The sequence below is a fragment of the Serratia grimesii genome, from assembly GCF_900186025.1.
Lineage (GTDB): Bacteria > Pseudomonadota > Gammaproteobacteria > Enterobacterales > Enterobacteriaceae > Serratia > Serratia grimesii.
Genome location: NZ_LT883155.1, coordinates 2,428,106 through 2,442,463, shown reverse-complemented (window position 1 = coordinate 2,442,463; position 14,358 = coordinate 2,428,106). Strand labels below are relative to the sequence as shown.

Here is a 14,358-nt window from a genome sequence, read left to right as displayed (position 1 = left end):
CTTGTGACTGGCTTAACGATTTTTAATTTAAATATAAAACATACCGTTAGTTAATTAACAACAATGGCGATTTTGTAAATTAATTAATATCGCCATTCGTTAATTTATTTATAAATAGCAAAAAGCATCCAATGTCCCGTACTGAAGCAGGGAAATTATGCCAAGATTGACTAAGCGTGTGAGCGCCCATAACAGGCAATAATTTCCCCAGCCACCGCCACAGCAATTTCCGCTGGCAGTTTACCTTTCACGTCCGGCAGACCCAGTGGACAACGCATGCCGTCAATCATCTGTTCACTGATACCACGTTGACCCAATTTATATTCGAAGCGTTTGCGTTTGGTTAGCGAGCCGATCAGGCCGAAGTAACCGGCATCGCCACGGCGTAAAATCCGTTCCGCCAGCGCCAGATCCAGCGCGTGGTCGTGGGTCATGACGATGAAATAGCTTCCTGCGGGCATGGCATCGACAATCTCCAGAGGGTCTTCACAGATCTGTTGTTGAACGCCCTCCGGGATCACAGCAGGGAACTCCGCTGCGCGACCATCCACCCATTGCACCCGGCACGGCAGCGTAGCAAGGATATTCACCAACGCCCGCCCCACATGTCCTGCACCAAACAGCGCAATCCGTGGTCGAGGGGGTATCAGCGGTTCGAATAGCACGTTGGTGGTTCCTCCACAGCATTGTCCCAGCCGCGCCGCCAAAGGAAAATGCTCCAGCCGCAGCATGGCAGTCCCCTGTTTAAGCATGTCACGGGCTATCGCCAGCGCCTGAAACTCAAGATGCCCCCCACCAATGGTATTCACCGCCCGTTCTGTGGTTACCAGCATTTTAGTTCCGCGGTTACGGGGCGTGGAGCCCAATTCGTCCACCAGCGTCACCAATACGCAGGGCTCTCCGCGCCGTCGCAGGTCGGCCAGAGCCTCAATCCACTCATCCATCACCGTTCTCCCGCACCAAATTAGTGACAATGTCACTACTTAGCATCTGCTGTACGCCCCACAGCACGCGCTCTGGCGTCGCCGGCGCATCAATGTTAGGTTGCAGGCGGTAATCCGCCAGACTAGCCACCGCATCTTTGATTGCACACCAGACCGAGATCCCCAACATGAACGGCGGCTCACCCACGGCTTTGGAATGAAACACCGTGTCTTCCGGATTTTTACGGTTCTCCAGCAGTGTGACTCGCAGATCGGCAGGCACATCACCAATCGCCGGGATTTTGTAGCTGGCCGGCCCACTGGTCAGCAACTTGCCCTTTTCATCCCACACCAGTTCTTCGCTGGTCAGCCACCCCATTCCCTGCACAAATCCCCCTTCAACCTGACCGATATCGATCGCCGGATTCAGTGAATCGCCCACGTCGTGCAGAATATCGGCGCGCAACAACTTGTATTCGCCAGTGAGGGTATCAATCACGACTTCCGCACAGGCTGCTCCGTAAGCAAAGTAATAAAACGGATGGCCGCGGGCCTGGTCACGATCGTAGAAAATCTTCGGCGTGCGGTAATAGCCGGTGCTGGCGAGTGAAATCTGATTGAAATAAGCCTGTTCAACCACCTGTTCAAAGCTGAAATAGTGATCTCCCACCTTAACCTGACCATTATTGAAGGTGATCTGCGCAGCATCGACGTGATGCTGCTTGCTCAGCATGTCGATCAAACGTTGCTTAATGATCAGGGCTGCGTTCTCCGCCGCCTTGCCATTCAAGTCCGTGCCAGACGACGCCGCCGTCGGCGAAGTATTCGGCACCTTACCGGTATCGGTGGCGGTGATTTGAATACGCTCCACCTCGACCTGGAACACTTCAGCGACAATCTGTGCCACCTTGGTGTTCAGTCCCTGTCCCATTTCGGTACCACCGTGGTTGAGTTGAATACTGCCATCGGTATAAACCAGTACCAGCGCCCCTGCCTGATTGAGGAAACTGGCGGTAAAGGATATGCCAAACTTCACCGGTGTCAGCGCCAACCCTTTCTTCAAAATCGGGTTTTGTCTGTTGAAGTGCCGAATTGCCTGACGCCGCGCCTGATAGTCGGCGCTGTGTTCCAGTTCGGCGGTGATCTCTTGCAGCAGGTTCTGCTCCACCGGTTGATAGTAATGGGTGACGTTGCGCTGATCTTTGCCGTAATAGTTGGTTTTACGCACCGCCAGTGGATCGAGCGCAAGATAGCGCGCGATACAATCCATGATCTCTTCGATAGCCATCATGCCCTGCGGCCCACCAAAACCACGGTAGGCGGTATTGGACGCAATATGGGTTTTACATCGATGACCCGTAATCAATACATCTTGCAAGAAATAGGCGTTATCGGCGTGAAACATCGCACGATCGACGATAGAACCTGAAAGATCTAGCGAGTAACCACAGTTACCGGCCAGGTCGATTTTCACGCCGTGCAACACGCCGTTGTCGTCAAAGCCGACGTCATACCGAATATAAAACGGATGACGCTTACCGGTAATCAACATGTCGTCACGGCGATTAAGTCGCATTTTTACCGGTCGTCCGGTGAGATGCGCCACCACGGCACACAAGCACGCAGGGCCTGCGGCCTGGGTCTCTTTGCCACCAAAGCCACCGCCCATACGACGCATGTCGATTGTTACCTTGTGCATTGGCAGGTTGAGCACGGAAGCGACCAGTTTTTGTATCTCGGTCGGGTTCTGAGTTGATGAATAGACCAGCATGCCGCCGTCTTCGACCGGCAACACCGAGGCTATCTGGGTTTCCAGATAGAAATGCTCCTGACCACCGACGTGCAATTCTCCCTGGATGCGGTGTTTCGCTTGTGCCAGCGCGCCCTCGACATCACCACGTTGATGATGATGTGCCTCCTGCACGACAAAACCGTCACGCAGAGACTGCGTGACGTCCAACTGGGTAGGTAAATCCTGATAGATCACGTTGACCGCCTGAGCGGCACGCCAGGCGATCTCAGGATCTTCCGCGGCCACCACGGCGATCACCTGTCCGACATATTCCACCACTTCCTTCGCCAACAGCGGATCGCCATACGTTAACGGGGCAATATCCAGCTCACCTGGCACGTCCTGCCAGGTGATTACTCGCACGACACCGGGAAAATCGTAACAGGCGGACAGATCCAGTTTTTCTATACGTCCATGCGCTCGTTCGCTCAGTTTGGCCGCCAGATGCAATTGATTGGGAAACTCCAGCCGGTCGTCAATGTATTGTGCCTCTCCGCTGACGTGTTTGTCGGCGCTTTCGTGTTTACGACTCCGTCCCACACCGCTGGTTAACGACTGACGGAAGCGTTCGGCCAGTTGTGCCTGCGTCTGTTCGCTGTGTTTGTTATGACTCATGAGAGGTCACCTCGATTGCCATCTGTGGCTCGGTCAGCGCTATGAAATAGCGACGCAGCAGGTTTTGCGCGACCAGCAAACGGTAGGCGCTACTGGCGCGAAAGTCGCTCAGCGGCGTAAAGTCCTGTGCCAACGCCTTCGCTGCCTGCTCTACCGTTGCACGCTGCCACGGCTGCCCTATCAGTTTTTGTTCACTCAGCAAGGCACGCTTCGGCGTTGCAGCCATCCCCCCAAACGCCAAGCGGGCGTCACGAATGACGCCTTGTTCAATGGTCAGATTGAAGGCACCACACACCGCTGAAATATCATCCTCCAACCGTTTGGAAACTTTCCAGGCACGGAAGTCAGTCGGCGCACGGGCTGGCAGCACGATGTTTTCAATAAATTCACCCGGCTGCAATGCGGTCTGGCGGTAGCCCAGGAAGAAATCCTTCAACGGTAGTTCACGACATTCGCTACCACAGCGTAAAGTCAGCTGTGCATCCAACGCTAACAGTAGCGGTGCACCATCACCTATCGGGGACGCATTGGCAATGTTGCCGCCCAATGTGCCCTGATTGCGAATTTGTTGCGAAGCAAAACGCCCCAGCAGTTCGCCAAAGGCCGGGTGATAGCTGGCCAGCAGCGGGGATAAGTCACTCAACGTGGCCCCGGCGCCAATGATCAGACGATCACCTTGCCAACTGACGAGTTTGAGCGCGTCAATCTGCCCAATGGCGATCATCAAAGGTAAATCCTGATGGCGTTGTGTCACCTCCAGGGCCAGATCGGTGCCACCGGCCAACAGTTTGGCCTGGGGGTGTTGTTGATAAAGCGTCGCCAGTTCATCGAGGGTTTGTGGCAACAGGCAGCGTTTTCCCGCAGACGCCACCAAAGTCGCCGCGCGGATCGCCTGTAAGCGCTGCCGTGTTTGTAACTGGTCGCGATCGAAACTGTCAGGTGTTCTGGTATTGCAGGCCTGCTGCGCCGCCGCCAAAATTGGTCGGTAGCCGGTACAACGACACAGATTACCGGCCAGCGCATGCTGCGCCTGTTCACGCTGGTAGGTTTCACTGTTCTTTTGCAGGCAGAACATCGACATGACAAACCCCGGCGTACAAAAACCGCACTGTGAACCATGGCAGTCAACCATCGCTTGTTGCACGCTGTGCAACTCTCCCTGCTGTTTCAGATCCTCTACGGTGATCACCTGTTTGCCATGCAGTGCGCTGACAAAGGTCAGACAGGCGTTTACGCTACGGTAGCGCAATTGCTCGCCGTCCGGCTCCGCCAGCACCACTGTACAGGCACCACAGTCACCAGAAGCACAGCCTTCTTTCGTACCGCAACGGCCGAGATCGCGACGCAGATAGTTCAGCACCGTGGTGTTGGGATCGAGCGCAGTTTCGATTTTCAGCGTTTGATTAAGCAGAAACTGGATCATGCCGCCTCCTGATGCGTAGCTGGTCGATAGACCACTTTACCGTCGACGTAGGTACGGTAAACGTTGCGATCATCTCCCAACGTCATCAGCACAAACAGCTGTTCCGCCAGTTCGCGACTGTTTTCATGGCGCAGCTTCTGCAACGGTGACACCGCAGGATCCAGCACCACAAAGTCCGCCTCTTTGCCGACGTCAAAGTTGCCGATTTTATCCTCTAGCGACAGTGCGCGGGCTCCGCCCAGCGTGGCATGGTAAAACGCCTCGCAGGCAGAAAGTTGATAACGCTGCAACTGACCAACCTTATAGGCCTCACCCAGCGTTTGCAGCATATTGAACGTGGTACCCGCACCAACATCGGTGCCGATACCCAGTTTCACCTGTTTTTGCCAGGCCTTTTGTATATTGAACAGGCCACTGCCAAGGAACAGATTGGAGGTCGGACAAAAGGCGATCGCCGACCGGGTCTGGCATAAGCAGTCCCATTCTTGTTCTTCCAAATGCAGACAATGGGCGAACACGCTCCGCTCTCCCGTCATTCCATACTGATGATAAACATCCAGATAACTGCGGCTGTCCGGAAACAGTTCTTTCACCCATGCCACTTCATCGAGGTTCTCACTCAGATGGGTGTGCAAATACACATCTGGAAAGGCTTCACGCAGCCGTTGCACCTGAGTTAACAAGGCCGGTGTACTGGTAGGAGCGAAACGCGGTGTAATGGCATAGCTCAGCCGTTGCTTACCGTGCCAACGTTCAATCAACGCACGTGTTTGTTGATAACTCTGTTCCGGGGTTTCCAACAGTTCGTCCGGCGCGTGGCGGTCCATCATCACCTTGCCGGCGATCAAGCGCATATTCAGTGCCGCGGCCTGACTGAACAAGGCTTCAACTGACTGCGGATGCACGGTGCCAAACACCAGCGCAGTAGTGGTGCCATTGCTTAACAGTTGTTGTAGAAAAAACGCAGACATCTTGTCGGAATGATGTTCGCAGCAGAACTGGCTTTCTGTCGGGAAGGTATAACGCTTCAGCCACGCCAGTAGTTGATCGCCGTAGGCGCCAATCATTTCGGTTTGTGGGTAATGAATATGGGTGTCGATAAAACCCGGCACGATCAGTTTGTCCTGATAGTGTGTGACCTCACATCCCGGCGGCAATAGCGACTCCCCTTGCTGCCAACTACCAAACCAGGCAATGGTGCCTTCATTCAGCAGAATTAATCCGTCAGGAAGATGGCGTAATTGCTGACTCAACTGTTGCGGATTATCCACACAGGCAGTGATATCGAAAAAATTGCCACGGATTGCCGTGGTGAATGGGATGCTCATTTTGCTTTCCTTCTTTACCGACCAGCGCACAGCTCCCGGCTGAGTCAATTCAGGCCAGGGAATGATCGCGGTCTTTTTATCGATCGCAGGTGTTGATTTAAGAATAGCAATCAGCGTGCCAGTTGGTTTTTTATTGAATATTTACCTTTAAAAACAAAGCAATAAAAACAAATCACACAACATTCTGAATCAATGGAAATAAGCCAGGAATAAGCAAACGGTTGCATTTAAATAGCAACCGTTTGCTTGTATTGCGTTAATTGTGTGCGCGCACCAATATTGGGCAAGAATACAAATGGAGGAATGGGTTTTATTACTTCAATAGCACTTCATAACGTGGGTTAAACTCATCAAACAAGGGTAATGCCGCCGCACCTAATGCGGCAGTATCCGCACCGGTGGTCCCCAGTCGTACACGCAGACCGTCAAGGTATTTACTGCGCACAGAGCGATGCAATGGCGCGAGCCGTTTGATCAGTTGCTCAACAAGACTTTCCGGCATCAGACCGCCAATAATCACGGCTTCAGCGTCAAACATGCATTCGATAATGTTAATCGCCTGACGTAACGCCGGCACCGCCGTATCCAGCCAGGCGTCGATCTGCGACTGCGGTAACGTCAGCAGGTCTTGCGGCATAGCGCGCATCGGATCCAGCCCGCAACTTTCATAGGCCGCCTGTAATGAAACATAGCGTTCCAGGCACCCCTGGTTACCGCAATAACACGCCCGCCCACCCGGTTGCACAATCATGTGGCCGACTTCACCAGCATTGTGCGCATGGCCGGTATAAATTCGGCCATCGGTGAAAATCCCTGCACCAAGACCGGTGCCAAGATACAAATAAATAAACGAGTTAAGCTGCCTGGCTACACCGTGCAAACGCTCACCAATGGCCGCCACGGTAGCATCGTTTTCCAGCGTCACCGGCAGGCCACTCTGCGCGTTAAGTTCAGCCACTACATCGATATTTTCCCAGCCGTTAAGCGTAGTCGGCCCGACAGATGAGATCCCTTCTACGCCAAACGGCCCCGGCATCACGACACCGATCCCCAACATTTTTCCCCAGCTCAGATCCGGCTGCTGGCGCATTTCTTGCAGTACATCACAAATCAGTTTCAAGGTCGCAGCAGGTTGCGGCTTTTGCACCATAATCAGCCGGTGGAAACGAACGCTGCCTGATAAGTCAACCACGATGATCAGCAATGACTGGTGATCCAGATGGATGCCGATGGAATACGCACTGTCTGGGTTCAGGGTCAAAGGCGTAGCCGGTTGACCTCGCCCGCCGGCACGACGCGGCAGGTGCGAGGAGAGAATTCCGGCCTGTTCCAGTTCTGTTGCAATGTTTGAAACGGTTTGCGGCGTCAGTGAGGTCAGTCGGGCAATTTCAGCACGGGTCAGTTCACCGTGCAGACGGATAGCCTCTATCACTACGCGCCGGTTGTGTGCACGAGCATGTTCAAGGTTAGTGCCGGAAGTCGTCATAACTGCCTATGCAGAAAGGGAAATCGTCTTTGCAGTATGGTGCCCTCCAATAAAGCAATCAAATTGATTTAAGAATCTTTTTCAACACCGGAGAACGCACAATGAAAAGCCATACCCTTGCCGCTACGGCAGTCTGTACCCTTTCTGCCCTGGCACTTAGCCTGTCATCTGCCTATGCCGCCCCGACGCAAATCAACGCGTTGTTTATGACTCAAGCGGCGTACAGCGAAAATGATATCCGTGCCATGACCGCAGACTTTAGCAAACAACACCCGGATATTACCGTTAACCTGGAGTTCGTCCCTTACGAAGCGCTGCACGACAAAATCGTCGCGGCGCGCGGTGCCGGCAGCAACGGCTACGATGTGGTGTTGTTCGATGCTATCTGGCCGGCGGAATTCACCAAATTCGGCCTGTTGCAGGACGTTACCTCGCGCATCAGTGCCGACGACAGCGCCAAGATCTTTGCCGGAGCCATGACCACCGTTACCTATAAGGACAAACGCTGGGGCATGCCGTGGATACTCGACACTAAATACCTGTATTACAACAAAGCCATGCTAGCCAAGGCCGGGATCACTGCCCCACCGAAAACCTGGCAGGAGCTGGCACAACAGGCAGAAATCCTGAAACAGAAAAACGTGGTCAAATACCCGCTGGTGTGGAGCTGGTCACAGGCAGAGGCATTGGTTTGCGACTACACCACCTTGGTGTCTGCCTTTAAGGGACAGTTTATCCAGCAAGGGAAAATAACCTTCTCTACGCCGGGTTCACTGCAAGCTGTCGACTATATGAAAGCGTCTCTGGATAAAGGGTTGACCAACCCAAACTCCCGCGAGTATCTGGAAGAAGACGTGCGCAAGGCGTTTTCCAACGGTGATGCCGCCTTCGCCCTCAACTGGACCTACATGTACAACATGGCTAACGATCCGAAGCAAAGCAAAGTGGCCGGTGACGTCGGGATTGTCCCGGCTCCGGGATCGGTGGTAGGTCAGGTCTCTGCGGTTAATGGTTCGATGGGGCTTGGTATCGCCAAGGCGAGCGCCCATCCCGATCAGGCCTGGCAGTACATCAGCTATATGACCTCACAGCCGGTGCAAGACAAATACGCCAAGCTGAGCCTGCCGATTTGGAAATCGTCCTACGATGATCCGGCAGTGCAGAAGGATCAGGAGCCGTTGATCGCCGCCGCCAAACAATCGTTGAACGTGATGTTGTCGCGCCCTGAAACCGCTGACTACTCCCGCTTGTCCAACGGTTTGCAACAGGATTTGCAGCAAATTTTGCAGGGCAAGGTCACGCCGCAGGCCGGGCTGGATGCCGCGACCCAAAGCGCTGCACGGCTGCGTTAAGCGATGACGATGCTCACTTTACCTCAACGTGAGCGGCGTCAGGCATGGGTGCTGCTGGCACCCATGCTGCTGATGATGCTGCTGTTAACCGCCTGGCCGTTGGCTCGCACCCTATGGCTGAGCTTTACCGACGTGGCGCTGGTGGGCGACGGCGTAACGCCCGCCTGGGTCGGTACGGATAACTTTTTCTACGCACTGACCGACCCGGATTTCCAGGCTGCACTGTGGCGCACATTGTATTTCACCGTGGTGTCAGTGGTATTTGAAGGCGTGATTGGCGTATTGGTTGCGCTGCTGCTTAACCAGAAATTCTATGGTCGTAACGTTCTGCGGGTGTTGGTTATCTTGCCCTGGGCGCTACCCACCATCGTCAACGCCACGATGTGGCGGCTGAACTTCAACCCGGATTACGGCAGTATCAACGCGCTGTTAACCCAACTAGGGGTGATTGACCATTATCGCAGTTGGCTGGGCGATCCTGCTTCGGCGCTGAACGCAGTGATGCTGGCGGATATTTGGAAGAACTACCCGTTGATTACCCTGCTAACGCTGGCAGCGTTGCAATCCATCCCTGACGATCTGTACGAAGCTGCGCGACTGGACGGTGCCACTGCCTGGCGACGGTTCCAAGCCATCACCCTGCCCGCCATTCTGGCACCGCTGGCGGTGGCCTTGGTGCTACGGACGATTGATGCCTTCAAAGTGTTCGACATCGTTTACGTGATGACGCGTGGCGGGCCGATGGACAGTACCAAGACCCTCAGCTTCTTCGTTTACCAGGAGTCGTTCAGCTATCTGCGGGCCGGCAGCGGCGCAGCCTATGCGGTGTTGATGACATTGCTATGCGGCCTGCTGATCGCGTTGTACATGCTGATGCTGTTCCGTCAGCGCAAAAGGAGCCTCGCCGATGAAGCGTAAAATTCGTTTGGTACTGCGCTACAGTGCCGCGCTGTTGCTGGCGGTTTCAATCCTTGCCCCCATGCTGTGGCTGTTTCTGATGAGCGTCAGTTCTTCGGCTGATTTGACTCGTGTACCGCTGGAATGGTTGCCGCGTCATTGGGACTTTTCACGCTACGACAGCCTGCTTTCAATGCAGCCAGGCCAGCCGGGCACCTTGTTCCTGCATGCGCTATTCAACAGCCTGCTGGTGGCCTGCGGCGCTACGCTCATTTCATTATTGCTGGCAATCCCCGCAGCGTTCAGCTTTTCACGCTATCCAGGACGCGATGGCTGGCTGTTTGCCAGCCTGGCCATTTACATGGTGCCCCCCGTGGCCTTTGTGCTGCCGCTGTACTTTATTTTGCAGCAGTTGGCGCTGTTGAACACCCATATCGGTCTGGTACTGGTCTACTGCTCGCTGATCCTGCCGTTCCTCACCTGGATGCTGAAAAACCAGTTCGATGCCCTGCCAATAGACATCGAGCAAGCCGCGCGGCTGGACGGACTGCGTCAGTGGCAGGTGCTGTTGCGCATTACCCTGCCATTGGCCAAACCGGCACTGGGCGCCTCAGCGTTATTCGGTTGGTTGTTGGCCTGGGACGAGTTTTTTTACGCGCTGTTGTTCACCAGCAATATTCAGGCACAGACGTTACCGGTGACCATCGCCGGTTTCACCGCCGGACGCGCCACCGATGACGGTTTGATCGCCGCCGTCGGCATTCTGGCCGCCATTCCGCCTCTTTTTATTGCCATCTGGCTGCAAAAAACGCTGGTTAGCGGTTTAACCAGCGGCGGCAGCAAGGGCTAATTTATTCAGGGAAATTAATATGATGAACACCAACACCAGACCCACGTTGTATGTGGTTGGCAATATTAACGTCGATGTAATCATGAGCACATTGCAACAGTGGCCGCAAAAAGGTACCGAGGCGATGCTGGATCACAGCGAACTGCGCCCGGGCGGTTCGGCCGGTAACTGCGCACTCGCGCTGGCGGCGCTGGAAACTCCTTACCGGTTGGTGGCCAACCAGGGCAACGACTATTTCAGCCCTTGGCTGGCACAGCTGTTCCCGGAAAGTTCGTTGTACTGGCCAACCTACAGTTGCGAAACCTCACTGACCTTCGGTGTCACGCACCCCGATAACGAGCGCACCTTTTTCAGCAATCAGGGCCATATAACCCGCCTGAGTCAGGACGACGTATTACATCAGATCCCGTTGTTCGCCGGCACTGGCGACACCGTGTTGCTGTGCGGCACCTTCCTGTGTACCACCTTGATGGCGGAATATCCGGCGCTGCTACAAACCCTGCGCCAACGCGGCTATCGCATTGCGGTTGATACCGGCTGGCCGCCACAGGGGTGGAGTGATGCACTGCGCGGGCAGATCGCCGACTGGCTGCCGTTCTGCGACATTCTGTTGCTCAATGAAGTGGAGACCTGCGGTATGGCCGGTCATGAAGATCTGTACACTGCCGCCCGCACTCTAAACCGGCAACAACCGACCGATGCCGCCTGTGTGGTGAAATGCGGCCCAGACGGCGCACGTATGTGGTGTGGCGAACGCTTGTTGCAAGCGGCAGCACATCCGATAAAGGTGGTCGACACCATCGGTGCCGGCGACAGTTTTAACGCGGGATTCCTGACCGCCTGCCTGTGCGGCCATTCCTCCGCGGTAGCATTACGCTGGGGTATCCATGCCGCAAGTCATGCCATCAGCAGCTCACCGCGCCAGTACCTGGACTGGAACACCCTGAAAACCTGCGCCGGAGAAATGGTCTGATGGCAAGTGTAGAATTGGTAAAAGTAGCCAAATACTACGGTAAACAACGCGTGCTAAACCCGTTGAACCTGACCATTCCCGACGGCAGTTTTACCGTATTGGTTGGCCCCTCCGGCTGTGGAAAATCCACGCTACTGCGTCTGTTAGCCGGGTTGGATACGCTTACCGACGGCGCAATCCTGCTGGATAAGCAAAAAATTAACGATCTGGACCCGGCCGATCGCGATATCGCCATGGTGTTTCAGAGCTATGCGCTCTATCCGCACCTGACGGTAGCGGAAAACATGGCGTTCCACATGCAGGTGATGAAAGTGGCCAAAAGCGAGCAGCAGGCCAAGGTACAACAAGCTGCGCGTATTTTGGCGATCGACCATCTTTTACAGCGCTATCCGAAAGAATTGTCAGGCGGTCAGCGCCAACGCGTGGCGATGGGACGTGCAATGGTTCGCAATCCTAAGGTTTTTTTGTTTGATGAGCCGCTGTCCAATCTCGATGCCCAACTGCGTATGGAGCTGCGCGCCGAGATCAAGTCACTGCATCAGCAATTTAAAACCACCACGGTGTATGTCACTCACGACCAGATCGAAGCGATGACGCTGGCTGACCAAATTGTGGTGATGAAAGACGGTAATATCGTGCAGCAAGGTAAACCGCTGGAAATCTACGATGCACCTGCTGATACCTTTGTCGCGCGTTTTATCGGCTCACCGCCAATGAATCTGTTGGAAGGCATCGTCACACCACGTGACGATCGGCCCGGTGTGGCCTGTGGTGAATTGTGGTTTCCACTGCCCGCAAAATGGCATCAAGCCATCCCTGGCAGCGCAGTGATCCTCGGCTTGCGTCCGCATGATTTCCGCTTAGTGGAAGACAGCGAGCAACCGGCCGCCACGCTGCGACTGATGGAGATCACGGGCGATGTCAGCCTGCTACATCTCACCTGGGGCAGTTATCGCCTGCATGTCCAATTCAGCGGACGGGTGAATGCAGACAGCGGTCAGTTGCTGTGGTTGGCCCCCAACAGCAATGCAATCCACCTGTTTGACGCCGCGACAGGGCAACGATTGAGTGAAAGTTGAGGAACACCCTGCCAGGGACGGCATCAAACTTGAAACGATAACCATTCTCAATTATCATCCGCGCATCTTTATTGACCGGCAGCGCGGAATCCATGTCAGCCACAGCCCCTTCTCCCTCTGATGCGCTCACACGCCTTTATGCGACCCACCATGGTTGGCTCCAGGGCTGGCTACGCCGTCGACTAGGTTGCGCATTTGATGCTGACGATTTGGCGCAAGACACTTTCCTTCGGATCCTAAAAAGTGATTCCGCCACCGCCATCCGTGAACCCAAAGATTTTTTGGTCACCCTGGCCAAACGGGTAATGGTCGACTTTTTCCGTCGTAAAACACTGGAACGTGCCTATCTGGATATGCTGGCATTAGCCCCGGAAGCGCTTGCCCCCTCACCTGAACAGCGCCAATGTTTGCTGGAAAGCCTACAGCAGATCGACAGCATGCTCGACGGACTGGGCCCAAAAATCAAACAGGCGTTTTTACTGTCGCAGCTTGAAGGGTTGGGTTATGCCGACATCGCGTTGCGGCTTGGTGTGTCGGTCAGTTCAGTGAAGAAATATATGGCGAAAGCCACCGAGCACTGCCTGCTGTTCAGCCTGGAAAACGAATATCTGTAATGAGTCACAACATCACCCCCGAACAACGCCATGCACTAAAAATGGCCGCCCACTGGTTTGCCCTGTTATGCGATGAACATGTCACCGAGCGCCAACGACAGCAATGGCAGACTTGGCATCAACAACATGATGACCACCGTTGGGCCTGGCAACGCGTCGAAGCGCTACAAAGTCAATTACAGGGCGTTCCTGGCAAGTTTAGCTATCGCACGCTCGACCAGGCCGATCGCCATAGCACACTGGATCGCCGCACGCTGTTGAAAAGCTTGCTCCTATTGCTCGGCGTTGGAGGTAGTTGGATAGGCTATCAGTCTCCGCTGGGGCGTGAGCTGCGTGCCGACTACCGCACCGCCACGGGTGAAATCAAACCGATCATCCTCAGCGACGGCAGCCAACTGGTGCTCAACACCGCCAGTGCAGTCGATGTGCACTACACCACTGAAAAGCGGCTGATCCTGCTGCACACCGGTGAAATTAGCCTTATAACCGGGCGTGACCCACGTCCACTGTGGGTAGAGAGCCAGCAAGGCGCAATGCACGCTCTTGGCACCCATTTTCTGGTACGTGAATCCGAAGGGCACACTCAGTTGGCCGTGCTTGAACATGCCGTCGAGGCCCAATTGGCACAACATCCACAGGAAAAACGCCGGGTTAACGCTGGCGAGAAAATCAGCTTTAGTGCCACAGCATTTAACCCGCAACAGGCAATGGATACCGGTGATGACTGGACCCGCGGTGTGCTCAACGCAAGCCAATGGCGTCTGGACCAAGTGATTACCGAACTGGCACGTTACCGCCATGGCCGTTTGGAATGCGACCCCGCCGTCGCTGACTTGCGTGTCAGCGGCAGCTTCCCGCTGAGGGACCCCGATCGCGCCCTTCTTTTACTCAGCCAAACCCTGCCGATACGAGTACAAAGCTTTACCCGTTATTGGGTAAAAATTGTTCCCGCCTAATTTATTTAAATGAAAATGATAAAAAATCGCATTCTTGATTGTCCCTTTTCCATTCTCATCCGACTCCAGA

The 14,358-nt window shown here is 54.6% G+C and carries 12 protein-coding genes; 7 read left to right on the top strand and 5 right to left on the bottom strand.

From position 1 onward, the window contains the following. Positions 1-170: 170 nt before the first annotated feature. The 5 genes from xdhC to SGBXF1_RS11565 all read right to left on the bottom strand — a co-directional run bounded on the left by xdhC (position 171) and on the right by SGBXF1_RS11565 (position 7,567). Positions 171-944 carry a xanthine dehydrogenase accessory protein XdhC gene (xdhC, locus tag SGBXF1_RS11585; protein ID WP_186428404.1) on the bottom strand — a complete coding sequence of 258 codons (774 nt, stop codon included), beginning with the start codon at positions 942-944 and terminating at the stop codon, positions 171-173. Beyond that, positions 937-3,330 carry a xanthine dehydrogenase molybdopterin binding subunit gene (xdhB, locus tag SGBXF1_RS11580; RefSeq protein WP_186428403.1) on the bottom strand — a complete coding sequence of 798 codons (2,394 nt, stop codon included), beginning with the start codon at positions 3,328-3,330 and terminating at the stop codon, positions 937-939. Before xdhB ends, xdhC begins: the two co-directional genes overlap by 8 nt. Then, a complete protein-coding gene (gene xdhA, locus SGBXF1_RS11575) occupies positions 3,320-4,753 on the bottom strand; it encodes a xanthine dehydrogenase small subunit (RefSeq protein ID WP_186428402.1) in 1,434 nt (477 codons plus the stop codon). The genes xdhB and xdhA overlap by 11 nt, the downstream gene beginning before the upstream one ends. Beyond that, a complete protein-coding gene (gene guaD / locus SGBXF1_RS11570) occupies positions 4,750-6,081 on the bottom strand; it encodes a guanine deaminase (protein WP_061806141.1) in 1,332 nt (443 codons plus the stop codon). The genes xdhA and guaD overlap by 4 nt, the downstream gene beginning before the upstream one ends. A 313-nt stretch (positions 6,082-6,394) precedes the next feature. Next, complete coding sequence (locus tag SGBXF1_RS11565; protein ID WP_130380556.1) at positions 6,395-7,567, bottom strand: ROK family transcriptional regulator; 1,173 nt, start codon at positions 7,565-7,567, stop codon at positions 6,395-6,397. A gap of 101 nt (positions 7,568-7,668) precedes the next feature. Between SGBXF1_RS11565 and SGBXF1_RS11560 the strand changes: the two genes are divergently transcribed. The 7 genes from SGBXF1_RS11560 to fecR all read left to right on the top strand — a co-directional run bounded on the left by SGBXF1_RS11560 (position 7,669) and on the right by fecR (position 14,288). Then, complete coding sequence (locus tag SGBXF1_RS11560) at positions 7,669-8,919, top strand: extracellular solute-binding protein (protein ID WP_061806139.1); 1,251 nt, start codon at positions 7,669-7,671, stop codon at positions 8,917-8,919. 9 nt (positions 8,920-8,928) lie between these two features. Continuing rightward, positions 8,929-9,837, top strand: a complete 909-nt coding sequence (locus tag SGBXF1_RS11555; protein ID WP_186428401.1) for a carbohydrate ABC transporter permease — start codon at positions 8,929-8,931, stop codon at positions 9,835-9,837. Next, complete coding sequence (locus tag SGBXF1_RS11550; protein ID WP_061806138.1) at positions 9,827-10,666, top strand: carbohydrate ABC transporter permease; 840 nt, start codon at positions 9,827-9,829, stop codon at positions 10,664-10,666. The genes SGBXF1_RS11555 and SGBXF1_RS11550 overlap by 11 nt, the downstream gene beginning before the upstream one ends. A gap of 19 nt (positions 10,667-10,685) precedes the next feature. Next, entirely contained in the window at positions 10,686-11,639 is a 954-nt protein-coding gene (locus SGBXF1_RS11545) for a carbohydrate kinase family protein (protein WP_130380552.1), read from the top strand. Continuing rightward, complete coding sequence (locus SGBXF1_RS11540; RefSeq protein WP_186428400.1) at positions 11,639-12,718, top strand: ABC transporter ATP-binding protein; 1,080 nt, start codon at positions 11,639-11,641, stop codon at positions 12,716-12,718. The genes SGBXF1_RS11545 and SGBXF1_RS11540 overlap by 1 nt, the downstream gene beginning before the upstream one ends. A 92-nt stretch (positions 12,719-12,810) precedes the next feature. Further along, a complete protein-coding gene (gene fecI, locus SGBXF1_RS11535; RefSeq protein ID WP_037414902.1) occupies positions 12,811-13,332 on the top strand; it encodes a ferric citrate uptake sigma factor FecI in 522 nt (173 codons plus the stop codon). Next, positions 13,332-14,288 (top strand): ferric citrate uptake sigma factor regulator FecR, encoded by a 957-nt coding sequence (gene fecR / locus SGBXF1_RS11530; RefSeq protein WP_186428399.1) that lies wholly within the window; start codon positions 13,332-13,334, stop codon positions 14,286-14,288. Before fecI ends, fecR begins: the two co-directional genes overlap by 1 nt. Positions 14,289-14,358 lie beyond the last annotated feature (70 nt).